The sequence below is a fragment of the Zarconia sp. genome, from assembly GCF_057467645.1.
On sequence record NZ_JBRJXU010000177.1, the window covers coordinates 1 to 26,518 of the forward strand.

The 26,518-nt window shown below is 51.2% G+C and carries 16 protein-coding genes and 1 pseudogene; 10 read left to right on the forward strand and 7 right to left on the reverse strand.

All coding sequences use genetic code 11. The features are described from left to right. Together AC2215_RS26225 and AC2215_RS26230 are read left to right on the forward strand one after the other, a co-directional pair. A pseudogene (locus AC2215_RS26225) lies at positions 1 to 531 on the forward strand (hypothetical protein); the annotation flags it as partial. Between the two features lie 73 nt (positions 532 to 604). Further along, positions 605 to 1,999 (forward strand): ferredoxin:protochlorophyllide reductase (ATP-dependent) subunit N, encoded by a 1,395-nt coding sequence (locus AC2215_RS26230; protein ID WP_486812985.1) that lies wholly within the window; start codon positions 605 to 607, stop codon positions 1,997 to 1,999. A gap of 102 nt (positions 2,000 to 2,101) precedes the next feature. Here the strand turns inward: AC2215_RS26230 and AC2215_RS26235 are convergent, their stop codons facing one another. From AC2215_RS26235 to AC2215_RS26245, 3 genes are all read right to left on the reverse strand, one after another. Further along, the gene (locus AC2215_RS26235) at positions 2,102 to 2,950 is read right to left on the reverse strand and encodes a phosphoadenylyl-sulfate reductase (protein WP_486812986.1); all 849 of its coding nucleotides are present in this window, start codon (positions 2,948 to 2,950) and stop codon (positions 2,102 to 2,104) included. 46 nt (positions 2,951 to 2,996) lie between these two features. Continuing rightward, entirely contained in the window at positions 2,997 to 3,221 is a 225-nt protein-coding gene (locus AC2215_RS26240; protein ID WP_486812987.1) for a hypothetical protein, read from the reverse strand. Positions 3,222 to 3,286: 65 nt separating this feature from the next. After that, on the reverse strand, positions 3,287 to 3,592 hold the full coding sequence (locus AC2215_RS26245) for an ArsR/SmtB family transcription factor (RefSeq protein WP_486812988.1): 306 nt from the start codon (positions 3,590 to 3,592) through the stop codon (positions 3,287 to 3,289). A 235-nt stretch (positions 3,593 to 3,827) separates the two neighbouring features. Here AC2215_RS26245 and AC2215_RS26250 point away from each other — a divergent pair, with 235 nt between their 5' ends. The 5 genes from AC2215_RS26250 to AC2215_RS26270 all read left to right on the forward strand — a co-directional run bounded on the left by AC2215_RS26250 (position 3,828) and on the right by AC2215_RS26270 (position 9,053). After that, the gene (locus AC2215_RS26250) at positions 3,828 to 5,258 is read left to right on the forward strand and encodes an MlaD family protein (protein ID WP_486812989.1); all 1,431 of its coding nucleotides are present in this window, start codon (positions 3,828 to 3,830) and stop codon (positions 5,256 to 5,258) included. 569 nt (positions 5,259 to 5,827) lie between these two features. Further along, positions 5,828 to 6,016, forward strand: coding sequence for a hypothetical protein (locus AC2215_RS26255; protein WP_486812990.1), 189 nt, complete (start codon positions 5,828 to 5,830; stop codon positions 6,014 to 6,016). 355 nt (positions 6,017 to 6,371) lie between these two features. Next, positions 6,372 to 6,638 (forward strand): Mo-dependent nitrogenase C-terminal domain-containing protein, encoded by a 267-nt coding sequence (locus tag AC2215_RS26260; protein ID WP_486812991.1) that lies wholly within the window; start codon positions 6,372 to 6,374, stop codon positions 6,636 to 6,638. A gap of 344 nt (positions 6,639 to 6,982) precedes the next feature. Further along, complete coding sequence (gene aroC / locus AC2215_RS26265; RefSeq protein WP_486812992.1) at positions 6,983 to 8,092, forward strand: chorismate synthase; 1,110 nt, start codon at positions 6,983 to 6,985, stop codon at positions 8,090 to 8,092. 109 nt (positions 8,093 to 8,201) lie between these two features. Beyond that, positions 8,202 to 9,053, forward strand: a complete 852-nt coding sequence (locus AC2215_RS26270; RefSeq protein ID WP_486812993.1) for an MBL fold metallo-hydrolase — start codon at positions 8,202 to 8,204, stop codon at positions 9,051 to 9,053. 312 nt (positions 9,054 to 9,365) lie between these two features. Here the strand turns inward: AC2215_RS26270 and AC2215_RS26275 are convergent, their stop codons facing one another. After that, the gene (locus AC2215_RS26275) at positions 9,366 to 10,046 is read right to left on the reverse strand and encodes a HEAT repeat domain-containing protein (RefSeq protein ID WP_486812994.1); all 681 of its coding nucleotides are present in this window, start codon (positions 10,044 to 10,046) and stop codon (positions 9,366 to 9,368) included. A gap of 281 nt (positions 10,047 to 10,327) precedes the next feature. Between AC2215_RS26275 and AC2215_RS26280 the strand changes: the two genes are divergently transcribed. Beyond that, on the forward strand, positions 10,328 to 10,915 hold the full coding sequence (locus AC2215_RS26280; RefSeq protein WP_486812995.1) for a rhomboid family intramembrane serine protease: 588 nt from the start codon (positions 10,328 to 10,330) through the stop codon (positions 10,913 to 10,915). Between the two features lie 375 nt (positions 10,916 to 11,290). Here AC2215_RS26280 and AC2215_RS26285 read toward each other — a convergent pair whose 3' ends face one another. The 3 genes from AC2215_RS26285 to AC2215_RS26295 all read right to left on the reverse strand — a co-directional run bounded on the left by AC2215_RS26285 (position 11,291) and on the right by AC2215_RS26295 (position 23,964). After that, complete coding sequence (locus AC2215_RS26285; protein ID WP_486812996.1) at positions 11,291 to 20,758, reverse strand: CHAT domain-containing protein; 9,468 nt, start codon at positions 20,756 to 20,758, stop codon at positions 11,291 to 11,293. 989 nt (positions 20,759 to 21,747) lie between these two features. Next, the gene (locus AC2215_RS26290) at positions 21,748 to 23,589 is read right to left on the reverse strand and encodes a sensor histidine kinase (RefSeq protein WP_486812997.1); all 1,842 of its coding nucleotides are present in this window, start codon (positions 23,587 to 23,589) and stop codon (positions 21,748 to 21,750) included. A gap of 246 nt (positions 23,590 to 23,835) precedes the next feature. Next, positions 23,836 to 23,964: a hypothetical protein gene (locus tag AC2215_RS26295; protein ID WP_486812998.1), complete on the reverse strand. Its 129-nt coding sequence runs from the start codon at positions 23,962 to 23,964 to the stop codon at positions 23,836 to 23,838. Positions 23,965 to 24,168: 204 nt separating this feature from the next. On the opposite strand from AC2215_RS26295, the gene AC2215_RS26300 reads away from it, so the two are divergent. After that, a complete protein-coding gene (locus AC2215_RS26300) occupies positions 24,169 to 25,017 on the forward strand; it encodes a M15 family metallopeptidase (protein ID WP_486812999.1) in 849 nt (282 codons plus the stop codon). A 5-nt stretch (positions 25,018 to 25,022) separates the two neighbouring features. Beyond that, a complete protein-coding gene (locus tag AC2215_RS26305) occupies positions 25,023 to 26,390 on the forward strand; it encodes a D-alanyl-D-alanine carboxypeptidase (RefSeq protein ID WP_486813000.1) in 1,368 nt (455 codons plus the stop codon). Positions 26,391 to 26,518 lie beyond the last annotated feature (128 nt).

Here is a 26,518-nt window from a genome sequence, read left to right on the forward strand (position 1 = left end):
GGGGAAGAATCCGACGAACTTGAAGGTCTCGGCGGTCTCGAGGATGACTCCGATGACGAGTTAGGGGCTTTTGGGGAAGAATCCGACGAACTCGAAGGTCTCGGCGGTCTCGAGGATGACTCCGATGACGAGTTAGGGGCTTTTGGGGAAGAATCCGACGAACTCGAAGGTCTCGGCGGTCTCGAGGATGATGATGAAGATATCGCCGAACTGGAAGATTCTGGCTTTGGTGTGTTTGAAGAGGAATCCGATGGCTTAGAAGGTTTGGCTGATTTGGATGTCGAAAGTGACGATGATGATGGTGGTTTGGGAGATCTAGGCGCTTTAGATAGTGACGATGATGATGACGATTTAGGGGGATTAGACGGCTTAGAGGGTTTAGTCACGGATGATGACGATGACCTCGGAGGACTCGAAGGTTTAGACGGCGACGCCGATGACTTCGAAACCAATGCATTCGACTTCTCCCTCGATGACGACGACGATGACGACGATCCCGAAATTTCTGGCTTATTAGAAGAGCTTCAATAACCCTTCAAGGTAGGGTTGGGTCGGCGTCAGAGATAAAACCTGAGAATTTATTACATATTTAGGAGAAAAATCGATGACTGTTGCTCAACCTGAAGCATTAAACTTTGAGTGTGAAACCGGTAACTATCACACCTTTTGCCCGATTAGCTGCGTTGCGTGGTTGTACCAAAAGATTGAAGATAGCTTCTTTTTGGTGATCGGCACGAAAACCTGCGGCTACTTCTTACAAAATGCCATGGGGGTGATGATTTTTGCCGAACCGCGTTACGCGATGGCGGAGTTGGAAGAGGGGGATATTTCCGCCAAACTCAACGATTACGAAGAGTTGAAGCGGTTGTGCTTGCAAATCAAGCGAGATCGCAACCCCAGCGTCATCGTGTGGATCGGGACTTGCACCACTGAAATTATCAAGATGGATTTGGAAGGTCTCGCGCCGAAACTCGAAGGGGAAATTGGCATTCCGATCGTCGTGGCCCGCGCTAATGGATTAGACTATGCCTTTACCCAAGGGGAGGATACCGTGATGGCAGCCATGGCGGCCCGGTGTCCGAAAAAGGCGATCGATGAAGAGAAGGAAGAGCGCAATGCCATCCGGAAACTGCTCAACTTCGGTCGTCAAAAAGAAGAGGTCGCAGCGGTAGATTCGGAGTACGTCGAACATCCGCCGCTGGTACTATTCGGATCGCTCCCCGATCCGGTGGTCACCCAACTCACCCTGGAATTGAAGAAGCAGGGAATTAAGGTGTCCGGTTGGCTTCCATCCAAGCGATACACCGAACTACCGGTACTCGAAGAGGGATACTACGTTTGCGGCGTGAATCCCTTCCTCAGTCGCACGGCCACCACCCTCATGCGTCGTCGCAAGTGCAAGCTGATTGGCGCGCCGTTTCCCATTGGACCCGATGGTACTCGCGCCTGGATCGAGAAAATTTGCTCTGTCTTCGGCATCGAACCCAAAGGCTTGGCAGAACGGGAACGGCAAATCTGGGAAAGCGTGGAAGATTACGTGAAGCTGATTCGCGGCAAAACGGTATTCTTCATGGGGGATAACTTGCTTGAAATTTCCCAGGCGCGCTTTTTAATTCGCTGCGGCGCGATCGTCCCGGAAATCGGCATTCCCTATATGGACAAGCGCTACCAGGGTGCGGAACTAAAGTTACTTGAAAAAACCTGTCAGGAAATGGGTGCGCCGATGCCGACGATTATCGAGAAACCCGACAACTACAACCAACTTCAGCGCATTCACGAAATGCAGCCGGATTTGGTGATTACCGGCATGGCCCACGCCAATCCCCTGGAAGCGCGGGGAATTAATACCAAGTGGTCGGTGGAGTTCACCTTCGCTCAGATTCACGGTTTTACCAATACCCGCGATTTGCTAGAGTTAGCCACTCGTCCTCTGCGCCGCAATAGCAACTTGAAGGATTTGGGTTGGGATAAGTTGGTCAAGGAAGCCGCGCAGGTGTAATGGAGGTGGGGTGATGGGGTGACATGGAGATTGGGAGAATCGATCGAGATCGACTGACGATTCTACACCCGATCGCCCTACACCCGGTTACCCTTGACTCTTTTACAACGAACTCGAATCGAGACTCTGCGCTTCTTCTGGGGTTTGAGGCAAATGCAAGCCGCACTCTTGCTTCAAACCCCCAAATCGCGTATCGCGATCGCTCATATCTTCTAACGTCATCGGTCGACTGGAGTGCCAATCTCCAACGGTCATGTACCCGAGATCGTAGAGGGGATGGTAGGGCAAGTCGTGGGCTTGCAGGTATTGATAGATATCCTTTGCCGTCCAGGGTAGAATCGGGAAAATCTTATACCGATCGCCCTGCTGGCTGACGGTTTCGAGGGTGCTGCGGTATTGGGTTTGGTCGCTGCGCAAACCAGCCAACCATGCGGTTGCACCCAACTCTTGCAGGGCCCGTTCCATGGGTTCGACTTTGCGCAGGCGATCGTAACGATCGAGGGCTTCGACGTTACCCTGTTCCCAGAGTTTACCGTAGAGGGCTTCCATCCGGGCGGGACTGATGGGTGATTGGTAAACCTGTAAGTTGAGTCCGAGTCGATCGCGCATCGCTTCGGCAAATTGATAGGTTTCTGGAGGTAGATAGCCAGTATCGACCCAAATAACGGGGATATCGGGTACGATGCGAGTCACCAAGTGCAGCATCACGGCCGACTGAATTCCGAAGCTGCTACTCATCACCAGACCGTTGCCAAAGGTTTGGGCCGCCCACTTAACGATATCTGTGGCGTTGGCTTGGGCGAGGTTTGAGTTGACGGTATCGAGATCGAGGGTGGGTGCGGCGAGATCGCCTTTCCTCGGAGAAATATCGGACCGGACGTTGGTTGGGGGGTTCGCAAACGGCATAATTCCTTTGATGGAGTGGGAGTCGATCGAATTGAATGTCGTCATGGTGATTTCTCCTGAATTTCCCAGCGCCAAGCAGCAGTTCACTTGCTTATCGATGGGGGTAGATCGCCTGGGGAACGGAAAAAAACGTCCAACTGAGTAATAAGATCGAAATCAAAATTTGAGCGATCGAGGGTGCGATCGAAAAGCCCCAGATCGAGCTAATAATACTGGCAATTTGCGTGGCAAGGGAATAGATTTCATCTAAAGATTTCAGACGCTCGCTCATTTTCCACAAGCTCAGGGCTAAGAGGATTAACACCAGCCAAAGCATATTACAGAACCTCCAAACATCGGAGTTGAGTGCGATCGAAATTGTTAAGCGCGAACGAGACTCCCTTAGCGAGACTCATCCATCCGATTAAAACTGAGCCGGAGTTGTTCGAGATAGGCTGCAAATACGTCCTGACGAAACTGGTAGTAGCAGTGCTGACCTTCTCGGCGAGATACGACCAGACCCGCATTGGTTAGTTCTTTGAGGTGGTGGGAAATCGTCGGTTGCGCCACGGGAACTTGTTCGCCGATCTGGCTGCAACAGGATTCGGTGTGGGCGGCGACGATTTGAAGAATCTCGAATCGCCGTCGATCGGAGAGGGCTTTGGCAATGCGCTCGAATTGGGTCGAATCTATGTTGAGAGCATCCATTTGTTTTTTTCGGAGGGGAATACACATTGGTATATTTGTATATTTACAATAGTCAATATGCATGTCAAGGTTATTCAGTTTCGGGTATCCGAACGAGGGTCGCTCCCCCAGATCAAATACGCCTGTAGCTTAAAATAGTTAGGTTTAGAGCGGTTATTGATTTGGGGAGACAGGAGTGAGTATGCGATCGCGAACGCTCAGGGAAGGGTCTTTAGGGCTATTTATTCTCACGGGAATGGGCCTGTTCACTTTGCTGTTTCTTTGGTTGCAAGGAGTGAACTTAGGTCGTCGCAGCTATGAGTTTATCGTTCGGTTTAGCGACGTTCTAGGGGTTCAAACGGGTTCCGTCGTCCGGTATCGGGGCGTGGTTGTCGGTAAAGTGACGCAGATTTCCCCCACTCCGGAAGGGGTAGACGTGACCGTTGAAATTACCTCCCCTGATTTTGCCATTCCTCGAGATGTGACGATCGAAGCCAATCAAGCCGGTTTAATTAGCGAAGCCACAGTTGATATTACACCCGCGTCTGCGTTGGCTGACCAGAGTGCATTGAACCTGGCTACTGGGGCGAATCCCATGTCATCCGATTGCAACTCCAACGAGATGATCTGCCAGAACGATCGCCTGCCTGGAGAAATGGGGGTGAGCTTCGCCCAACTGGCTCGATCTTCGATCGCATTTACCAAAGCCTTCAGCAATCCCGAATTCGTCGCCCAACTCGCTACCCTGACGGAAAATTCAGCCACGGCGGCTGCTGGAGTTGCCGACCTCACCGAAGACCTATCTGTTTTGAGCAGCGCCCTCGAACAAGAACTGGGAATTTTATCCGATTACGCAATTGCCACCACCGATACCTTTGGCGCGACCGCCAACCAGTTGAGCGTCACTGCCAATGAAATCTCCCGTTTGGCGGTTTCCGTGAATAGTTTGGTCGATGATAATCGCACCCGCCTGATTGGTACTTTGGATAATCTCGGTCAACTCAGCCAGGAACTGCGGCTGGTGGCGGGTAACCTCACACCTTTATTCGATCGCGCCGGTCAAACGTTCGATCTCGCTGGCGAAACCCTCAATATCGCCGGAGAAACGTTCGATCGCGCTGGTGAAACCTTAACGCGAGTTGAGGGAGAACTGAGTAATTTTGATAGTGCCACCATCGCCGGCAATCTTGAAGAAATTACCAATAATGCGATCGTTCTCTCGGAAAATGCCGCCCAAGCCTCGGCAAATTTGCGCGAAGCGAGCGAAATGGTCAACGATCCGACCAATATGGTGTTGATCGAAGAAACCCTCGATTCCGCACGCACAACCTTTCAAAACGTGCAAAAAATTACCTCCGATCTCGACGATCTCACTGGAGATCCGGCTTTTCGGGAAAATATCCGGCGATTGGTCAACGGTTTGAGCGGGTTGGTGTCTTCCACAGAGCAACTTCAGCAGCAGGTTCGTACGGCTGAGACCCTGGCACCTTTAGAGACATCCATGGCCCAACTCGAATCCGTAACGCCTCCCGCGAATTCTAACGCGACCCCCAAGGGGACTCCAACAACTCAGCCGGATGCCAACCTGAAGAAAAAACCACTCGTCGAGGGAGAGTTTGATATGGTCGGCGAAAAATCATCGAGAGTCAAAAAGCATCACCCATCGGAAACCGTTCCAGAAGATTGATCCCTTGTCAGTCTCGATGGCTCGCGGAAATCTTCGAGGGATGTTCAGCCATTTAACGGATTGACATTTTTGGCTTGTTGTGAGTCGAAGAAAACGAGGGAAAATTCTATTTCTCGATCGCGATAATCTCACTCATTTCCATCAAACGAGAAGATCGGCAAAATGGCTGATGACACTCAAGGCATTCAATATAACAATAGGGAGTGTCAAGGGATCTGTTAACGCGGAGCAACTTACTCTTAAAGTGAAGGTACGGTTCTAGCACGTAACAGCTAGGATCGGGGTCGCAGACTTTCCTAATTTTTTCGCTTTGAGGTGAGGTGCTCCTTTTTATTGCGCATTTATCGCCAGCAAGAATATTGCGTCCAATTGAACGATTGGCCCTCTCCAATCTAACCCGAGAGTGCGGATATGGCACGACAAAGACCCCTCAGAACATCTGTCGTCCAATCCCGTGCAGAATGTTGCGTGCAAATTGAGAAAGTGTCACCACTCCACTTCGGTCAACCTTTGATGCTTCTAATTTGGAAGTACATCGAGTTCGAGCGAAACATTTGGAGGTATTTAAGATGCTGTTGTGGTCTTTCCTGTGCTTGATTATCGGTTCTACAGCAGTTTGTGCCAGTTTCGAGCTAGCAGAAGAAATTGAATCGATCGGTGCGGCGATCGTGGCTGTCATCTGTCTGTGTTTAAGCTTACTCTTTGCTCCCCTGCCCGTACAACTCCTCGTGGCGATCGCACTGCTCGTAAGACTTTAGCAACAATCAAGCCTAGATATAGCCCAAACTCTCCTAATACCTTTTGAGACTTAGCCATACCCTATTTGCACCATCGTTCTTTTTGTCTCTATTTCTGGCTAAATTACGATCGATTTATTTTTTTGTATCGAAATATACTAAACAAATACTAATCCGATAAAAAGGGTATAACGCTTGATAAGTAAAGCTTTTCGCTACTCAAAATTCATCATTTTTTGGGCTTTACTTAATCTTTATTGAAATTCAGTTATTCATTTCCATCCCTTTACCCAGAATCGACTCAAACTCTCTATTCTAAGTAATAGGAACGCTAAAAACAGTTCACCCCAGGCGAACTTTATTAAGTGTTAAAGTTATGAGTAAATTACTGTCAAATCTGCTACAACCCGTACGTCAGTGGCTCGATACCCGAGAAGTCCACGATCGCAAGATCGCATTATTCTTATTTAAAGCCATTCCCGCGCAATGCCCGTTCGAGCGCGACATTACCCTGTTTGGCCGTCATTTGCTACACGTTCCGCCCATGTGCAAGCTAAACCCGTTTTACGACCAACTCGTCGGACTCCGTTTTCGCGCCCTGTGCTACCTCGTCGATGACTGCGGCATGGTCGAACTTTGCTAGCGCCAAAATACTAAAATGGCTCTGGGTTGCCAGAGGATCTCGAACAGATAAACGGAGATCGGTTCTCGCTCCCCGATCGAGATTGACAACGGTCCGGCCACGAACCTTCTCAAGCAACCTTCAAGCTATCCTGCGGTCTTTTCCCTAACCTTAAGATGTGGGAACTCCCTTCATCGCCCAAACCTTCGAACAGTTTCAACACCTCAGAGCCACCTCGCCTCTCCTACCCTTTTCCCACAACCGATCTCCATCACCAACCCACGGTCACCCGAACGTGGTGCGAATTCTCCTCTCAGAGTTAAGATAAAGATATTCAAAACGTAAACTTTACTCTGCAAACATCAGTGGGCAACACCTTCGGAAATATATTTCGCATTACCACCTTCGGAGAATCTCATGGAGGTGGCGTTGGTGCGATCGTCGATGGCTGTCCTCCCCAACTAGAAATTTCCACGGAAGAAATTCAGTTTGAGTTGGATCGCCGTCGTCCGGGTCAGAGCAAAATTACGACCCCGCGAAAAGAAACCGACACCTGCGAAATCATCTCTGGGGTGTTTGAAGGTAAAACCTTGGGAACTCCGATCGCCATCCTCGTGCGCAACAAGGATACGCGACCCCAAGACTACAACGAAATGGCCCAGACCTATCGTCCCTCTCACGCCGATGCCACCTACGACGCAAAATACGGCATCCGCAACTGGCAGGGAGGGGGTCGCTCTTCGGCCCGAGAAACCATCGGACGGGTGGCAGCTGGAGCGATCGCTAAGAAAATTCTGCGGCAAGTTGCCGGGGTCGAAATTGTCGGTTACGTTAAGCGCATCCAAGACTTAGAAGGTGTCGTCGACCCCAATACCGTCACCCTCGAACAAGTTGAAAGCAATATCGTTCGCTGTCCCGATGCCGAATTTGCCCAAAAAGCCATCGAACGCATCGAGCAAATTCGCCGCCAGGGAGATTCTGTGGGTGGCGTGGTGGAATGCGTGGCGAGGAACGTTCCCAAAGGGTTGGGCGATCCGGTCTTTGATAAACTAGAAGCCGATCTGGCCAAAGGAGTCATGTCCCTGCCTGCAAGCAAGGGATTTGAAATCGGTTCTGGGTTTGCTGGAACCCTATTAACCGGTAGCGAGCACAACGACGAGTTTTATCTCGACGAATCCAAAGAAATCCGTACCCGGACCAATCGATCGGGCGGAATTCAGGGCGGCATCAGTAATGGCGAAAATATTATCATCCGAGTCGCATTCAAGCCGACGGCTACCATCCGAAAAGAACAGAACACCGTAACCCGCGATCGCCAAGAAACAGTTTTAGCAGCCAAGGGACGGCACGATCCCTGCGTGTTGCCCCGTGCAGTTCCCATGGTGGAGGCGATGATGGCTTTAGTGCTGTGCGATCGCTTATTGCACCATCGGGCACAGTGCCACCTCCTTACACCTGTTGAACCCAGAAATTAGTTGCTACGATCCAAGTATGGGAGTCTGGGTCGATCGGCACTCAATCTATCCGGATGTCACACCTCCTCCTTAGATAATTGATGTTGTAAGGCTGTCCCCGATACTTTTTATGGAAACAAGCACATCCTCTGATTTTGTTATCCAGTTCTGGGGTGTCAGAGGTAGTATTCCCACCCCCGGAAAGGATACCGTTCGTTATGGCGGTAACACCTCCTGTATTGAAATGCATATCGGAGGAAAACGTCTCATCTTTGATGGCGGGACTGGCTTGCAAGAATTGAGTAAAGACCTCATGCAGGATCTCCCACCGGAAACCCATATGTTTTTTACTCACTATCATTGGGATCACATTCAAGGGTTTCCCTTCTTTACGCCTGCTTTTGTCAAAGGTCATCGCTTGCATATCTACGGGACGCTGCCTCAAAATGGCGATTCCCTAGAGAAACATTTTATCGAGCGCGTTCTCCATCCCAATTCTCCCATTCCGTTGGCCGGGATGCAGGCCGATCTCAAATTTACCCACATCGTTTGCGGCGATACCTTTGAGATGGATGACATTACCTTCGAGACCGGTCATCTCAACCATCCTAATAATGCCATGGGGTATCGAGTCAACTGGAACGGGCATTCCGTATTTTATTGTACCGATACCGAGCACTACCCCGATCGCCTAGATGATAACGTTATCAAACTGGCTCAGGGCGCAGATATGCTCATTTACGATGCCATGTACACCGACAAAGAGTACCACAATCCCAAAGCCCCGAAAATCGGTTGGGGTCACTCAACGTGGGAAGAAGGGGTGAAAATTGCCGAAGCCGCTGGCGTGAAAACTCTGGTGATTTTCCACCACGAACCTAGTCACTCCGACGATTTTCTCGACGAACTCGATGACGAAATCAAAGCAGTATTTCCAAATTCGGTTTTGGCTCGTGAAGGCATGATATTACCGGTCTATTGACGGTAATATTAACAATGGCGATCGAGTCTCGAGAATTATAGCAAGTTCGGTTCAACAGTTACAATTCCAGTTTGAGTGAGCTTCAGGTGTGTCGCTTGCTCTCGGGGAAAACGATCGTGGGTTTATAGCAGTAAGCCCACGCGCTATCAGCATTCAGCCATCAGTCCAAACCTTGCTATTTATAGCTTGTAGATTTTGTAGATGTCCTAACACATTTGCGTAGCGCTATATTACACAATTGTCCGGCGTTATCCTAACCGCAAGGCGCGGTTGCTATAAATTTCTTATCCCTTCTTTTCTAGCAGATATCGATTAAGCCTCCGAAATCCCCTCTTGGAGTCGTTCGAGGGAAAGTCTCGCCGCAGCAGCCACTTGAGCGTCGGAGTCTTTCATTAAGTACTGAAGTGCGGAAATAGTTTTCGGACCGGGAAGATATCCCAAAGCTTCAGCCAGACGCTGCCGCACTAGCCAATCGTCGGATTGGACAAAGTTGAGTAATCGATCGAGGGCTGCGGTGGCTTTTATTTCTCCGAGTGCGGAAATTGCAGCTTGCTGCAACACGACTTCCTCACTTTCGAGGGCTTCGATCAAGACGTCGTAGGCTTGGGGATTTTTTAAGTTGCCTAAAGAGACCGCAGCACTGAAACGCACCAACCATTGAGTATCTTCGTAAAATGCCCGCACCAGGGGTTCAAAAGCGCGTCCGTCTTGTAAATAGCCCAGGGCCCCGGCTGCATCGGCGCGAATGCCGTAATCGGGGTCGGTTTCGAGCAGGCGCACCAAAATCGGATAGCACTCTTCCGTGGGTTTGATGCCCAATGCAAAGATGGCCATCGAGCGAATCGGAAGGTTCTCGTCGTCGAGGACTTTTTTGATCAGCGGTACCGCATCGGCGGGGGGAACTTGTCTTAAAGAAGCCAACGCCAACATTCGATCGCGCACGTTCGGACTTTCTAACTGAGTGGAAATTTGGTTTAAGTTTTCGGAATTCATAAAACAGAGGTTTATGGCAAAGTTAATTTACAAAACTTTATGAGTTGTTCTCTTGATTATACTCAGTGGTGGATCGATCGCTCCCATCCAACTCCGTGCAGGCTCTTCGCTCGAGTTGTTACCCTAGAAGCTAGAACCATTAACGCCACGTGCAACTTAACGATCCAAAACCTGACAAAGCGGGGAAAAGGGGGAATTTTTCGGCTCGGTCAATACGTGAGGAGACATAACGTTGCATGTTGCGTCATTCGCTATATTCAACCACCACATTTACAGATGTCATGAATAAAGAAAATACGAGCGATCTCGCCCGCAACTTGAAAACGCAGGTGACAATTTTGGCAAGTTTTGTTGCCATTATGTGGATTGTTGAAATTGCCGATTTTATTGTTTTTCGTGGCGGATTAGACCAATTTGGTATTTTACCGCGTCACCCGAGCAGCTTGTGGGGTATCTTTTTTATGCCCTTTCTTCACGGTAATTTCCCTCACTTAATGGCCAATACCGTTCCTTTCATCACCCTCGGATGGTTAGTGATGGTGCGCAGTATCCGGGATTTTTGGCTCGCCACGGCGATCGTTATTGTTGTGGGGGGGGCGGGGGTTTGGCTGTTCGGTTCCCCAGGCTATCACGTCGGTGCCAGCGGTTTGATTTTCGGCTACCTCGGTTTTCTCCTCCTGAGAGGGTTATTCGAGCGCAGCTTCACGGGCATTATGCTCTCGCTTGTGGTGGGTTCTGCTTACGGTAGTTTGATTTGGGGCGTTTTACCCGGTCGCCCCGGTGTTTCCTGGGAAGGACATCTCTTTGGCTTTTTGAGTGGCGTTCTGGCGGCTTATTGGTTGAGTCGAAAAACCAAGATTGGTGTGTAACTAAGGTCAGTTCGGGATAAGACTGTTACCGGTGAGGGGGTGTGGGGTGTGGGGTGTGGGGAAAAGCGCTATCCCCGATTCTGGTGAGTCAGAATTTGAGTGTTCCCTCGAGCGCCTCAATCTCAAGGAGCTCAAATCGCTCTTTCCCACCCACCTCCAGTTAGCTTGATACCGCCTTCGGCTTAATCCGCGCCTGACGTTAATTACTGGAGTTTAGACAAAACTTCGATGAAGAAGGCTACAACCCAGACGGGGTCAGCATTTTAGGTTTTCAATCCCCACGTTGGTTTGCAAACACTCAAATCTTGTCAGGATAAGGGTTTGAGGCTTCAAGCTGTTAACTTTGTCTAAACTCCAATTAATTAAGGTGAAAAGTTAAGATTCGCCCATGAGGGTAAAAGCCGCCCAATGTTCGGGACTGGGATATTTTTCCAAAGTCGATAGCATGGCTTGGCGCAAAGCTTGGGCTTTGTCGGGAGTCGTGGTAAGCTGGCGATAAAACTCCACCATTAAATCCGAAGTGGAATCATCGGGAACCGCCCACAGCGACACCACCAAACTGGGAACCCCAGCCGCCATAAACGATCGCGACAATCCCACCACACCATCTTCAGAAATGCGACCCTGTCCGGTGTGGCAGGCGCTCAGCACTACCAACTCGGCACTTAAATCCAGGTCGAAAATCTCCCCAGACGCGAGCAAGCCATCGCTGCCATCGGAGGGTGCAACCGCGATCGCTCCTGGCAATCCCAATCCTTGGAAATCCTCGAGCAATCCGTGGGTGGCCAGGTGAACGATGCGCGATCGAGACATTCCCTCAACGATCGCCTTTTCGGTAGCCCCGTCCCCCGTCAGTGCTTCAGTTCCCAACAACTGGGCAATGGCAATGGCTTCTGACTCTGCGCCGGGAAGGGGATCGAGTTGGTAGGGCGTATCCCCGGCACTAAAGGCAACTGACGGCATGGTGGGGTTGCCCACCACTAGGGCTTCCCCGAGATTGCGCCCGAGATTGCGCTGGGCGTTTCGCTGTTGTTGTTGGTGAGTGAGGGCGAGTACCTGAATCGAGGGAGCAGTCGAAATCGTCTGTTGCTCGATCAGATATTGTCCGGAAGCATCTTGCAGGGCGGGAAACGGGATTAAAAACATCGAGCGATGGGGAATGAACGTAACCCGCTCTTCGGGGTTTTGGGGGAGCAAATCGGCGATCGGTTCGATGGTGAGTTGGTAGAGTTGCTGCAAATCTGGATTGAGGGGGCGATCGGACGTATTTCGGGAGACTCCCTTGCGGCGCAGACAGGGAACCGAAAAACAGCGGGAATTCGTCACTAACTTTTGCAAAGAACCCCGCTCGGCAACGACCGATTCTAAACTGCTGCGGCGAAATGCCATATCTCCCGTGGGTTGCACCACCCAAATATATAGTTCTTTGTCCTGAAGCTGTCGCACCCCTTCGGCTTCCACCACTTCCTGAATCACGGAGTAGGAGACGAGAGTCGAATTTTGTTCTCGGGCGATGGCGCGAATCTCGTCGATATTGGGGGGTTGGATTTCCGACTCTGCCGATTCCTGTGCTTGTCCCCCTTGGCGGCGAGCGAGCAAATCTACGAATGCCCGAGAGCGTCCCCGTTCCGTAATTTCGAGGGCGGTTTCGAATCGATCGCGAGACACCAAATTTTCCTGTAAGGTGCTGTAGGTGGTTTCTTGGGTTTCAAAGATTGCCACCCGATCGAGATCGCGATCGCCCAAATTCTTCCGCAGAGATTCCCAGGTTTCGATCGCCGCGAGGAGGGTTTCCTCCGATTCCTCTAGTTTTCCGGCACGATCGAGGGCATCCCCCAAGTTATTCAGGGCGCGAGCTTCGCCGTGGCGATCGCTGTTTTGGCGGGCAATGGCGAGGCTTTGCTGGTGGTAGTCGATGGCGGTGTCGTATTCTTCGCGGGCATAGTAGGTGAGTCCCAAGTTTTCCAACGCTCGTCCTTCGAGGGTTCGATCGCCCAGTTCTCGGGCAATGTTTAAACTTTGTTGTTGCAGGGAAATCGCTGCGTCGTAATCTGTCAGTTTGTAACGGGTGAGTCCTAGTGCGTTGAGGGCATTCCCTTCCGCAGTTCGGTTGCCTGCTTGGATGGCTAGGACTAAACTCTGCTGTTGCAGTTCCCGTGCCGTTTCGTAGTCTTGGCGAGCGTAGTATACCTGTCCTAAATTGCGCAGAAGTTCCCCTTCTAACGCCACAGAGTCCATCGATCGAGCGATTTCCAAACCGCTTTCGTAGGCTTCGATGGCGCGATCGAAACTGCCGATCGCTCCGTAGGTGTCCCCCACCCCTTTCCAAGCTTTCGCCTGTTCGAGAAGATTGCCCTCCGATGTAGAAACCGCTAAACCCTGTTGGTGGTATGACAGGGCTTCGGCGTAGTTACCGATGGCGTAGTAGGAAGTGGCAAGGTTATACAGAGTGTACTGTTCGCGGGGGCGATCGCCGCTTTTTCGGGCAAATTCTAGGTTGGTTTGATAGCAGGCGATCGCTTCGGTGTAGTCTGTCGGGGCAGCCTCTAAAGCCGTTCCCGCTTCCGATCCGAGCAATCCCGTTGCCTCCAGACAGTTCCCAGCCTCTCGAGCCAGAGTGTGTAACGCTCGATCGTCATTTGGGGTAGAATTACGGATTTCGAGATTGGCAGAACTTACGAGATCGAGAGTATTTGCACCAGAATTGACGATCGATGTGTCGGCATTCGTACCAGGAGCGTTCGTTTCTGGCGTTGCAGGTGTGGAAGTTCGCGAGGTATCTGGGAGGAGGGCAACTTCTGTGGGAGTTGCGGTTACGGGTGCGTCGGTTGGAGTGGAGGCTATTGGTGTTTCGATGGGTGTTGCGACGGTTTCCGTTGGGATTGGGGAGATCGAGGTCGTTCCCGAATCCGGATTGGCTGCAACGGTTTCGGTGCGGGTTTCCGTCGGAATTGAGGTAATGGGGGTGGCGATGGGGGTTGAAACCGTTGGGGCAGTTCCCGAACCCGTCTCGATCGTACTGGTTGCCTCAGTGGAAATGGAGGTAGATTGCGAATTCGTTGCCAGTGAATTCAGAGGGGTTGTCGCGTTCCCCGAATCTGAGATGCTGGGGGTGGCATTATCTAGATTGCCTGCATTGTCTGCAGCGATGTCTGCATTCGCGATCGATGGAGGTGGTGCAACCGGTGGGGGCACGATATCGGGAAGCGTCACGGTAATGTCTGGAGGTGCAATCGTTCCTGCGGTCCCGGCAATGTTGGGTGCATCGATGGTTCCTGCGGTACTGGCAATGTTAGGTGCATCGATGGTTCCTGCGGTACTGGCAATGTTAGGTGCAATCGTTCCTGCGGTACTGGCAATGTTAGGTGCATCGATGGTTCCTGCGCTCCCGGCAATGTTAGGTGCATCGATGGTTCCTGCGGTACTGGCAATGTTAGGTGCATCGATGGTTCCTGCGCTCCCGGCAATGTTGGCTGCATTGAGGGTTCCTGCGGTACTGGCAATACTTGGGGCGGTTAGTGCGACCACCTGAGGCGGTGCAGAAGGCGCATTGGGGGAATTGCCATTCACGACAGGACCGCTACTGGTCTGGCGAGACGGGACTTTGAGGCTGACGCGATTGCCCGATCCGCTAATCACCCTTCCAATGCGAATAGTCCCTTCGTTCTGTCCCAATCTGGGACGGAACGAAGCGGCTGTCCGAGTTGTTCCCGTTTGACCTGCCGCTCGCGAATCAATCGTTCCACCTCGAGTATCGATCGTACTATCTCCTCCCGATGTCTTCAGCTTAATATTTCCTCCGCCAGAGGTGACATCGTGGGTGTCTATCCTGCGACTGCTCAGTAGATCGATATTACCGCCATTTGCCCTCGTTCCCGAGGAATCGATCGTGCCATTGCTCGAGATCGAGCTAGAGGATGTCAAGCTAATATTCCCGCCATCGGAGGTAATATCCTGGGTGGTCAGATTTCTTCGAGCGTGTAGGGTGACATCCCCCCCATTTTTCCTACCCGAGGAATCGATCGTGCCATTTGTCGTGTTAATCCCGCCATTGGACGACCGCAGCTCGATCGTGCCGCCACCAGAGGTAATATCTTGGGTGGTGAGTCCCCCTAGACTGTGTAGGGTGACATCTCCCCCATTCCCCCCAGTTCCCGAGGAATCGATCGTGCCATTTGTCGTATTAATCCCGCTATTAGACGACCGCAGCTCGATCGTGCCGCCACCAGAGGTAATATCTTGGGTGGTGAGTCTCCCTCGACTGTGTAGGGTAATATTATCGCCGCCACTGGTTAGAGTTCCGCTACTCGTAATACCCCCATGGGTACTGCGAAGGTCGATTTCCCCGCCCGAACCCGACGCATCGATACTCGCCGTTGTCAAGTCATTTCTGGCAAATAGCGTCACATCGCCGCTGTTGCCGTTCTCGCTGGAGGTGTCGATATTTCCCGCCGTTATACTCCCCGATTCGGCATGAAGTTGTACCGCACCCCCATCACCATCGATCGCCGATGCATTAACCCTTTCCGTGCCGATATTACCCGTTACGCTGTACAGTGTCACATCCCCCGCATTGCCATTGTTGCTAGAGGTGTTGAAACGATCGGCGATAATATTGCCTTGGGCGGCAAGTTCGATCGACCCGCTTCCGGTATCTGCCGTTGAATCGAGAGTTCCAGTGGTGGTAATGTCTCCAGCGGTACTGTTGAGGAGAATCTCTCCCCCATTCGACACAATACCTGCTGCTGCGACATTGCCCGATCCCTGTAGAGTCACATCCTCGCCACCACTGGTAAGGGTTCCGCGCCTCGTATCAATTCCCCCATGGGTACTGCGAAGGTCGATCGCGCCGCCAGAACCGGAAGCATTAATGCTTGCCGTTGTCAAGTTATTCCTGGCAAATAGCGTCACATCGCCGCTGTTTCCGTTCTCGCTGGAGGTGTCGAGATTTCCCGCCGTAATACTCCCGAATTCGGCATGGAACCGTACCGTACCCCCATCGCCATCGATCGCCGATGCATCAACGCTTTCCGTGACGATATTACCCCTTGCGCTGTACAGGGTGACATCCCCAGCATTGCCATTGTTGCTAGAGGTGTTGAAACGCTCGGCGGTAATATTGCCTTGGGCGGCAAGTTCGATCGACCCGGTTCCGGTATCACCCGTTGAATTGAGAGTTCCGGCGATCGTAATTTCTCCAGTGGTACTGTTGAGAAGAATCTCTCCCTCGTTAGACACAATACCTGCGGCTGCGATATTGCCCAATCCCCGAAGAGTCACATCTTTACCGCCACTGGTAAGGGTTCCGCGCCTCGTATCAATTCCCCCATGGGTACTGCGAAGGTCGATTTCCCCGCCGGAACCGGACGCATCGATACTCGCCGTCGTCACGCCATCTTCGCCAAACAGCGTGACATTGCCACTGTTGCGGCGATTACTCGATGTATCGATATTGCCACTGCTGGTACTGCCGGATGCTGCATGGAGTTGTACGGTTCCCCCATCGCCACTCACGGATGATGCATCAATTGCCCCCGTACTGATATTTCCCGTCTGGCTGAACACCGTAATATCCGCAGCGTTGCCATCGCGACTGGACGTATTGAAATTATTGGCGGTAATATCCCCATCTGCGGCGAGTTGAATCGTCCCGCTTGCTCTATCTGCGGTTGAATCGAGGGTTCGAGTGGTGGTAATTTCTCCAGTGGTACTGTTGAGGAGAATTTCACCGCCATTGGAGAAAATATCGGCAACAGTTACATTTCCAGACCCTTGCAACGTAACATCCTCGCCGCCACTGGTTAAAGTTCCGCTACTAGCAATACCCCCATTGGTACTGCGAAGATCGATTTCCCCGCCAGAACCCGATGCATCGATACTCGCCGTCGTCACGCCATCTTCGCCAAACAAGGTGACATCGCCACTGTTGCCGCGATTACTCGATGTATCGATATTGCCACTGTTGGTACTGCCGGATGCTGCATGGAGTTGCACGGTTCCGCCATCGCCACTTACGGATGATGCATCAATTTCCCCGGTACCAATATTTCCCGTTTGGCTGAACAAAGTAATATCCGCAGCATTGCCATTGGTATTGGAAGTATTGAAATTATTAGCCGTAATATCCCCATCTGCGGCGAGTTGAATCGTCCCACTTCCGGTATCTGCGGTTGAATCGAGGGTTCCAGTGGTCGAAATTGCCCCAGTGGTACTGTTGAGGAGAATTTCACCGCCATTAGAGAAAAGATCGGCAACGGTTACATTTCCAGAAGCTTGCAGGGAAACATCCTCGCCGCCACTGGTTAAAGTTCCGCTACTGGCAATACTGCCATTGGTACTGCGAAGGTCGATTTCCCCCCCTGAACCGGACGCATCGATACTCGCCGTCGTCACGCCATCTTCGCCAAACAAGGTAACATCGCCACTGTTGCCGCTATTACTCGATGTATCGATATCGCCGCTGCTAGTACTGCCGGATTCTGCATGGAGTTGTACGGTTCCGCTATCACCATCTGCCGCAGATGCATCGATTATTCCCGTACCAATATTTCCCGTCTGGCTAAACACCGTAATATCCGCAGCATTGCCATCGCGACTGGACGTGTTGAAATTATTGGCGGTAATATCCCCATCTGCGGCGAGTTGAATCGTCCCACTTCCGCTATCTGCCGTTGAATCGAGGGTTCCGGTAGTGGTAATTTCTCCAGTGGTACTGTTGAGGAGAATTTCACCGCCATTCGAGAAAAGATCGGCAACGGTTACATTTCCAGACCCTTGCAAGGAAACATCATCGCCGCCACTGGTGAGGGTTCCACTACTGGCAATACCGCCATGGGTACTGCGAAGATCTATTTCCCCGCCAGAACCCGATGCGTCGATACTCGCCGTCGTCACGCCATCTTCGCCAAACAAGGTAACATCGCCACTGTTGCGATTACTCGATGTATCGATATTGCCAGCACTGGTACTTCCCGATTCTGCATGGAGTTGTACGGTTCCGCCATCGCCACTTACGGATGATGCATCAATTTCCCCCGTCTCGATATTTCCCGTCTGGCTGAACACCGTAATATCCGCAGCGTTGCCATCGCGACTAGACGTATTGAAATCATTGGCAGTAATATCCCCATCTGCGGCGAGTTGAATCGTCCCGCTTGCTCTATCTGCGGTTGAATCGAGAGTTCCGGTGGTGGTAATTTCTCCAGTGGTACTGTTGAGGAGAATCTCTCCACTATTCGAGAAAATATCGGCAACGGTGACATTTCCAGAAGCTTGCAACGTAACATCTTCGCCGCCACTGGTGAGGGTTCCACTACTGGCAACACCGCCATTGGTACTGCGAAGGTCGATCGCACCACCAGAAATCCCCGATGTATCGATACTTGCGGTGGTTACATCTTCCAAACCTTGCAGGGTGACGTTGCCGCCGATGCTATTTTCACTGGAAGAATCGATATCTCCAGCCGCGATCGCCCCTTCTTGAGAAAAGAGGAGAACTTCTCCCCCCTCACCATCGACAGAAGAGGCATCAATTACCCCAGTACCGATATTTCCCGTTTGGCTAAAGACGGTAATATCCGCAGCATTGCCATTGTTGTTAGATGTATTGAAATTATTGGCAGTAATATCTCCATCTGCGGCGAGTTGAATCGTACCGCTTCCGGTATCTGCCGTCGAATCGAGGGTTCCCGTCGTCGAAATTTCCCCAGTGGTACTGTTGAGGAGAATCTCTCCACTATTCGAGAAAATATCCACTGCGGACACATCCGATGCCGCTTGAAGGGTGATGTTTTCTCCCCCACTCGTGAGGATGCCGCGACTGGCAACACCGCCATTGGTACTGCGAAGGTCAATTTCCCCGCCTGAAATCCCCGATGTATCGATACTTGCGGTGGTGACGTTTTCCAAACCTTGCAGGGTGACGTTACCGCCGATGCTATTTTCGCTAGACGTATCAATATCCCCAGCAGCGATCGCCCCTTCTCCTGCAAACAGTAAGACTTCTCCTCCCTCACCATCCACAGAAGACGCATCGATCGCATCTACATCAATATCCCCTGTCACGCTATACAGCGTCACATCCCCAGGATTGGCATCATCACTCGAAGCATCCAACCCACTGGCAGTAATATCCCCATTCGCTTGCAGGGCAATAAGTCCGCTATCTCCCGTCGCCGCCGTCGAATCCAGCAATCCGGTGGTAGAAATCGATCCAGCGATGCTATTGAGGAAAATCGTTCCCCCATTCGATTCGATCGATCCGGCAGTAATATTTCCAGGGGCTTCTAAAAAGGTTAGTCCCCCGATTCCCCCGGCATCGATGAGAATATTCCCAGCCTCAATTCCTGGGGATGCAGCAGCGGTAGAGGCGGCACTAAATACCGTTCCGGCTTCCGTTGTCGTTCCTCCCACGCCTAATGTAATCGGCGTTGGCGTTCTTCCCGCCCGCAAAATCAACACGGGTTCGTCGGCAATATTCGGATCGATGCCATTAATGGTAATGTTCCCCGTCGTAATTTCTCCGGTGGCTTCGATAACCAGCGATGGTCCCGTATAATCGCCGAAGGTGACATCCCCATTGGCGAAAATAATCGGATCGATGAGGCTGAAAAATTCCCCCGGTTCTCCATCCAGGGTGAGAATCGAGAAATTACCCCCCGTGGAATAGTGGGCATCTCCCGAGATGAGACCCCCACTTGCCAAACTCAGATCCCCTCCGCTGACGAAGGGGGTTTGGGGATGGTTCAAAGCTAGAATATCGATGCCGCGAGTCCCCCGCAGAGATAGATCGCCTCCGGCTTCCGTGAGAACCCGATTGGCGATGCTATCGCGAACTTGTAGGGTGTCCCCCGCTAGCAGGGTTAAATCGCCAGTGGTGGAGAGTTGAGTTTCGGTTAAGGTTAAATTGCGATCGGCTGCGAGGATAGCACTGCCCGATCGCAGGTTCGGTTCTGAGTTTTCGCCACCGACAACAACGACATCCCCATCTTCCACTCGCAACCCAGAACCCGTTAACGCCACCGTTCCGTCTGGATTCACCACGAGGGTATCGGCATCGGCGATCGATTCCCCTAGGGTTAACAATTCCGGTAGCGATCGCGGATTTAAAAGAGAAAACGAAGAGGTTGCCGGCGAAACTTCCAGGCTAAGGATATTACCTTCGGCACTCAACCGCAGCAGGTTTTCCCCCGGTACTGCCGCCACCGAAATCTCACCCCCCTCGGCTTGTAGGGTTCCCGTACTCACCACCGTACCGCCGAACAAGTTCAAATTCGCCCCATCTGCCACGGTTAAATTGCCGCGATTGACAATGCCTGCGGGGGCGAGGGTGGCAAAATCAAAAGCGTTGGGGGTTCCCACCAGGGCAGTATAGTCGTTGCTGCCAAAGGTATGAAACCAGCCGCCATCCAAACCAATTCCCGTGGCGGTAGTGGCGGTAAAGGACGCCGGGACGTTCAGTTGGGCGTTGTCGCCAAAAACAATTCCTGCCGGGTTCATTAAAAACAGGTTGGCGTTGCTTCCAGTGACTTCAATTAAGCCATCGATAAGGGATGCATTGCCCCCCGTAATCCGTCCCAAAATATTCTGGATTTCCGGAGAAGACTGGAAGTTCGCCGTTTGTCCCGCATCCAAGCCAAATTCCTGGAAGCTGTGAAAGAGGTTCGTCCCATCCCCGGAAGTCTGTCCCCCGTGAATATTGAATCGATCGCCCTCTGGGGTGACGAGGGTTCCGGTGCCATCGTTATCGGGGATAATGGGTTGAGCCAGGGCGATCGCCGGAGCAAAAATTACCGTGCAGGTTGAAACAACCCACACCAGGGTGAAGGGTTTGGGATGGGACATTCGGCAAAAATCGATAAAAAAGGACAGACAAGAATTATCAGTTCGGATTGAGAAGGCACCCTATAGCTCACACAAAAACACAATCCGATTCAACACTAAGAAGAGTAGTAGAAAAATGAAATATTATTGTCAGCTTGTTGGATTCGATGGGTTTATTTTGAAGTTATCCAACTCTAGCTATTTTCTAGCTTAGCAAACGCAAATCGAGGCAAACGTGAGTTCGATCGCTTTGATTAAAGATGCATTTCATCGTGAATTCACAGAGAAGATTTTTTCTGATTCTGCAAAAACACCGATCGATATGGTATATTTATCGATTTTTTTTCGATCGCTCTCTTCTAAAACGCTCGAGCCAATACATTCTTTTTTTTTTTCGATCGAACAAAAATTGTAAGCATTCAGGTATTAGCCGTCAGTCGTCAGCTTAAAACTCTAAAGCCGCTTACCAATTAAACTTTTTCCACGCTAAAACTTCTGAAATTTTGGCGGTCTCCAAGAGTCTATAGCGTTTCTCGAATGGATGAGGTCCGGAAGATCTCCCGCGCATCCACGGCAGTCGTTCTACTGGGGGAAACCCCTCTGGCGATGCTGCCTCCCCTTATGAAGGGGGACTTGAGATTTAAAATCAGTGAGGGCTGATTTGAGAACCGCTAAGCATTTGTGGCGATACTCCTCCGGAGTCATTTTGCGACATGAAATGTGAAGAAAAATGAGATGCTCCCGACGGAAAGAGTTTATCGTCTTTGGTCTATGAATCTGTTGGAATTTTAGCTCTTCGAGCTGGTTTAAAGCTGACTGCTGATAGCTAAGGAATGAGAATTTAATAATCCCCTAATTTCCGAGGTGGATTCGAGAGTTGAGAGTTGAAAGACTACTCCCAAAAAATCTGGCTTAATTTAATTCTCATTCCTAAGAGCTGAATGCTTACGGATGAAGAGAGATCGTGGTTTTACGAGGATTCTCTGCTGTTGTGCTGAGGATGGTGATGTCTAGACAATGGGTAATGCGATCGTGAAGATTGTTCCTATGCCTTGCTCTGAACTGCATTCGATCGAGCCACCATGCTTCTCCGTGATGATTTGATGCGCGATCGCCATCCCCAAACCGGTTCCTTTGCCAACTTCTTTGGTGGTAAACCCCTGCTCAAAAATTCGTTCGATCGTTTCGGGTTTCATTCCACAGGCATTGTCTTGGATCTGAATTTGCACCTGTTTATCAACCACTGAAGTGGTAATCGTAATTATATTAGGATCGGCTTTAATCTCCTCGAAGGTTTTGCCTAGATTGGCTTCCTCAAAGGCATCAAGGGCATTGGCAAAGATGTTCATAAACACCTGATTTAACTGACCTGGAAAACATTGCACTTCCGGTAGCTCACCATAGTTCTTGACAACTTCAACTGCTGGTCGCTGTTCATTGCCCTTGGTTCGATGCTTAAGGATTAGTCTTGTACTATCAATGCCCTCATGGATATTAAATTCTGTCTTACGATCTCGATCCTGACGAGAGAAGATACGCAAAGCATCACTGATATTGCGAATGCGATCCACTCCTGAATTCATCGAGTCGATCAGATTGAGCAAGTCTTGCCGCACAAATTCCAAGTCAATCGCTTTAATTTCATCTTCAATATCTGCATCTGGATTGGGCATTTTTTCTTGATACAAATCAATCAGTCCGAGCAGATCCTTTACATGGTATTGGGCGGGTGGAATATTCCCTTTTAGGAACCCCACTGGGTTATTGATCTCATGGGCAACGCCTGCCACTAATTGACCCAGGCTCGACATTTTTTCGGACTGGACTAATTGAATTTGGGTTTGCTTGAGTTCCTCAAAGGCTATTGTTTTGGCAAGCACCTCTTTCTCTAACTCATCAGCATCTGTAACCCGTCCAATCAGAGGACGCAAAACGAAAACCAAACCAACTGTGGCGATCGTGCTGACCCCAAAGACTGCCAGACCGACAAAAATCAAATCTCGGTTCACCGCACCATACAGTTCCTGGCGCTCCATCTGCACTGCAATGACCCAGTCCGTATTCGGCAAGGTCCCAAAGGCAATGACCTGACCGTTGTAATGTTCAATTCCCGTTGTATCTTGGGCGATCGTATCTTTGAGTACCCGAACCAAGGGTTCTGGCAGCACCTGCGAACCGTTTCGCAAGGGAAAGAACAACGCTAAGGTGTCCCCCTTCTCTTGGGCCAAGAGCATCTCGCCCGTCTCCCCCAGGCCGCTGGATTCCCCAACGAGCCTCTCCATGTCGAGCATCCTAAACACAGCAATATCCCGGCCAATCCGCTCTTGCCGATCGGAAAAAATGGGGCTACTCACCAAGAGATGGGGGTGACGATCGATCGCGATCGGGCCAACTGTGATGGACTCGTCCGTTTCCCCTTGGAGAATGTCCCCCAGGCCCAGGGTCGAGTCAACGCCGACATGAACCAGAAGTTGGTTGGTGCGATCGAAGCGACTGACCCCCACCAATGACTTGCTTTTATCGATCGCATCCTCTAGATCGAACAAACTCAGTTCCTGCAACTGGGTCAAGCTTGCCTCGCCCCGAACGTAGTCAGAAAGTATCCGTCGGGCAAAGGTACGGCTCGTGACCTGTTCGGCAACCTGAATCTTGCCTTGCCGCACCTGTTGGACCGCTAACGTTCGGTTACTCAGTTTAGCCTGGAGGTCTTTCTCCTGAGCTGTTTTCAGCTTGTTGTAGAGGGGAATAACACTGACCAATGCCACCACTAAACTGACGCAAAAAACTCCGGCCGTAGAATAACGCCTCAGGTTGTGTTGTAAACGGTTTGAAGAGTTTGAGGAACTGTTCACGAAGCTTGTTTGATTCAGGTTATTTCCAATCTAACCCGCATTTCTCACAAAAAGTGCGATCGCGAACAGCGAAAGCCTGACAGGGAAAGAATTTGAGTCCAGTGAATCCCATACCTGAATCCTTACGCTAAGTAGGTAGGCGTGGAAATCTAAAGGTAGATGAAGGAATGTAAAAGGGTTAACCGGAATTGAATCGGAAGCGCTCAACCTGACACCCGCTCTTCTGCAACCTGCATGGGTGGCAAGTTAAAGCTGAAAGCCAGTATTCAAGGGAGTGACTAAGACTTCCAGTTGAGCTGCCATCACCTCCGATTCCACCATCGGACGTTGGGTTTTTCTGGCGTGGTCTCTATTCGTTTTTCGGTTTCGGCTCACGATCGCATTCCCCAACTTAATGACTTATCCTGTCTGAGTTTTACACGATCGCATCCACCCTAAAAGTACCCCCTTGACATCCCATCGAACTCCTTAACTTGTCACCCATGCCCATCTTTTAAGTGGGGGAGTGTCAAATCTTCGTTTACAATTCATTTACAATTTAGGTGGTTTCGAGCTTGCCGATTTTTGAGGAGAAAGTTTTTGCAGAACGCGAGCGGATCGAACAAAACAACCAGCTATTCAAGAACTGTGTCAGACGATATCCCAGAAGCCTTACGAGATCGCGTAGAACCCCTCACCTCACCGGCTGCCGCCGGGCAAAAATGGCTGATTTTGGGCTTGATGGGATTGGTGAGTTTGGGCATTGTCACCTTAGCCGGGAGTTTGTTCTGGGTATTACAGTCCCAATCCAACTCCACTGCGACATCTTCCGAATCTGAAGAAGTGGCGACGTCTTCAAGTGCTAATTCAACGGCCCCAGAAACTTCGACTCAACCCAGCCGGGACGACCTGCTGGGACATTTGCCCTACAACATTGCCTCGGAAAGCGAGCTCAAACCGATCGTCGCCGATGGTAGCCTTCGGTTGCGCCAAGCTGCGGCCGATCGCTATTTAGAGATGGAAGCCGCCGCGCGGAATGCAGGCATTATTTTGGCTCCCATTTCCGCTTTTCGGACTCTAGAAGACCAGGAATATTTATTTTTTGACATCAAAGCCGAACGCCGGCAGGGTGCCTCAGAACGGGCAGAAGTCAGCGCTCCTCCCGGCTACAGCGAACATCATACCGGCTACGCCATCGATATTGGGGATGGGAACGTTCCGGCGACTCATCTGATGCAAGACTTCGAGAGAACGGAAGCCTTTCGCTGGCTGGAGGAAAACGCCCCCTACTACAGCTTTGAGCTTTCCTTTCCTCCCAATAATCCCCAAGGGGTGGCTTACGAGCCTTGGCACTGGCGTTACGTGGGCGATCGCGATAGTCTAGAAACGTTTTACAAAGCTCGCGAAATCTCCCCCGTCGAGCCACAGTCGGAGGTCCCCTCGAATTGAGACGAATGCATTTACCGATCGCGGTGTTGGTGGCAATGGGAACCATCGGATTCTCCCTTGTCGGATGCTCCCCCCGTGAAGAATCCACTGAAGAATCGATCGAAGACTCATCGGTTTCTCAGGCTACTGCCAGCCTTCCCCCCGCCGATTCGACGCAGCCGTGGGTGGAGGAGGCAGATACAACGCCAGATAGTCCGCTGACCGTACTGCCAGAGAATCCCGACCCCACAATTCAAGGCTTAGTGGAGGATTACCTCGCTCAACTCGATGCCCAGGGTTTCGGTACCGCCGAGCAAGGAATTTGGATGCAAACGGAGGATATGTTACTCGCCAACCATCAGGGAACGATCCGTTTTCCGGCGGCTTCGGTGACCAAGGTGGCAACGGCACTGGCGGCCCTGAAAACCTTCGGTCCCGATCGCGAATTCGTCACGGAATTAGGCACGACGGGTTCGATCGAAAATGGAGTCCTCAATGGGGATTTGGTGGTCACCGGAGATAGCGATCCCCTATTGATTTGGGAAGAAGCGATCGCCGTCGGGAACCTTCTCAACGAAATGGGTATCGATCGCATCACCGGAGATCTGATCGTTCGAGAGGGATTCTACATGAATTTCGAGGTGGATTCCCAGTACTCCGGGGAACTGTTCAAAGAAGGCCTCAACGGCAATACTTGGTCTTCGGCGGCGGAGACTCAATATCAAACCCTGCCGCCGGGAACGCCTCGTCCGCAAGTGGAAATCGAGGGGAACGTTCGGGTGGCGTCGCCGCCAGCCAATATCAAACCCCTGCTTCGTCACTATTCCCTTCCCCTGGCGGAACAGCTCAAGCTGATGAATCGCTACAGCAATAATATGGTGGCGCAAACCATTGCCGATGCGGTGGGGGGTGCGGATGTGGTGGAACAAATCGCCGTCGAAGCGACGGGAGTTCCCCCGCAAGAGATTCAACTGATTAACGGCTCGGGGTTGGAAGAAGACAATCAAATGTCTCCCCGTGCGGCGGTGGCGTTGTTTCTGGCCTTGCAGGAATACCTCGAACCGCTGAATTTAAATGCGGCCGATGTGGTGGCAGTGGTTGGGAAAGATGAGGGGATTCTGGAGGTGCGATCGCTTCCGGCACTCTCGGTGGTGAAATCGGGAAGTTTGAATCGCGTGAGTACCATTGCCGGCGGGATTCCCACCCAGGATAAGGGTACGATTTGGATCGCGATTATGAATCTTGGGGTAAACATGCAAGGATTCCGCGATGCCCAGGATGTGGTGTTAAATCAATTGGTTAACCAGTGGGGGGCGGTATCGGCATCGCCGACTCAATTATCCCCGAATCCACAGCGGGTTGGGAAGGTCTCTCGTCGGGAAAAGGTTGAGTAGCGTAGAAGAAAATCATCAAACTGAATGTCTCAGGCAGTCAGGTATCGGGGTTGACGATTGCTTCATCAACCCCAATTTGAGCTATTTAGGGTTTCGGCTAATCGAGAATATTCTGACACTTTTATACT

What these genes read in the sequence shown, in the direction of transcription:
- AC2215_RS26230 (WP_486812985.1), top strand. Translation starts at nt 605, where the DNA reads ATGACTGTTGCTCAACCTGAAGCATTAAACTTTGAGTGTGAAACCGGT.
- AC2215_RS26235 (WP_486812986.1), bottom strand. Translation starts at nt 2,950, where the DNA reads ATGACGACATTCAATTCGATCGACTCCCACTCCATCAAAGGAATTATG.
- AC2215_RS26240 (WP_486812987.1), bottom strand. Translation starts at nt 3,221, where the DNA reads ATGCTTTGGCTGGTGTTAATCCTCTTAGCCCTGAGCTTGTGGAAAATG.
- AC2215_RS26245 (WP_486812988.1), bottom strand. Translation starts at nt 3,592, where the DNA reads ATGGATGCTCTCAACATAGATTCGACCCAATTCGAGCGCATTGCCAAA.
- AC2215_RS26250 (WP_486812989.1), top strand. Translation starts at nt 3,828, where the DNA reads ATGGGCCTGTTCACTTTGCTGTTTCTTTGGTTGCAAGGAGTGAACTTA.
- AC2215_RS26255 (WP_486812990.1), top strand. Translation starts at nt 5,828, where the DNA reads ATGCTGTTGTGGTCTTTCCTGTGCTTGATTATCGGTTCTACAGCAGTT.
- AC2215_RS26260 (WP_486812991.1), top strand. Translation starts at nt 6,372, where the DNA reads ATGAGTAAATTACTGTCAAATCTGCTACAACCCGTACGTCAGTGGCTC.
- AC2215_RS26270 (WP_486812993.1), top strand. Translation starts at nt 8,202, where the DNA reads ATGGAAACAAGCACATCCTCTGATTTTGTTATCCAGTTCTGGGGTGTC.
- AC2215_RS26275 (WP_486812994.1), bottom strand. Translation starts at nt 10,046, where the DNA reads ATGAATTCCGAAAACTTAAACCAAATTTCCACTCAGTTAGAAAGTCCG.
- AC2215_RS26280 (WP_486812995.1), top strand. Translation starts at nt 10,328, where the DNA reads ATGAATAAAGAAAATACGAGCGATCTCGCCCGCAACTTGAAAACGCAG.
- AC2215_RS26285 (WP_486812996.1), bottom strand. Translation starts at nt 20,758, where the DNA reads ATGTCCCATCCCAAACCCTTCACCCTGGTGTGGGTTGTTTCAACCTGC.
- AC2215_RS26305 (WP_486813000.1), top strand. Translation starts at nt 25,023, where the DNA reads ATGCATTTACCGATCGCGGTGTTGGTGGCAATGGGAACCATCGGATTC.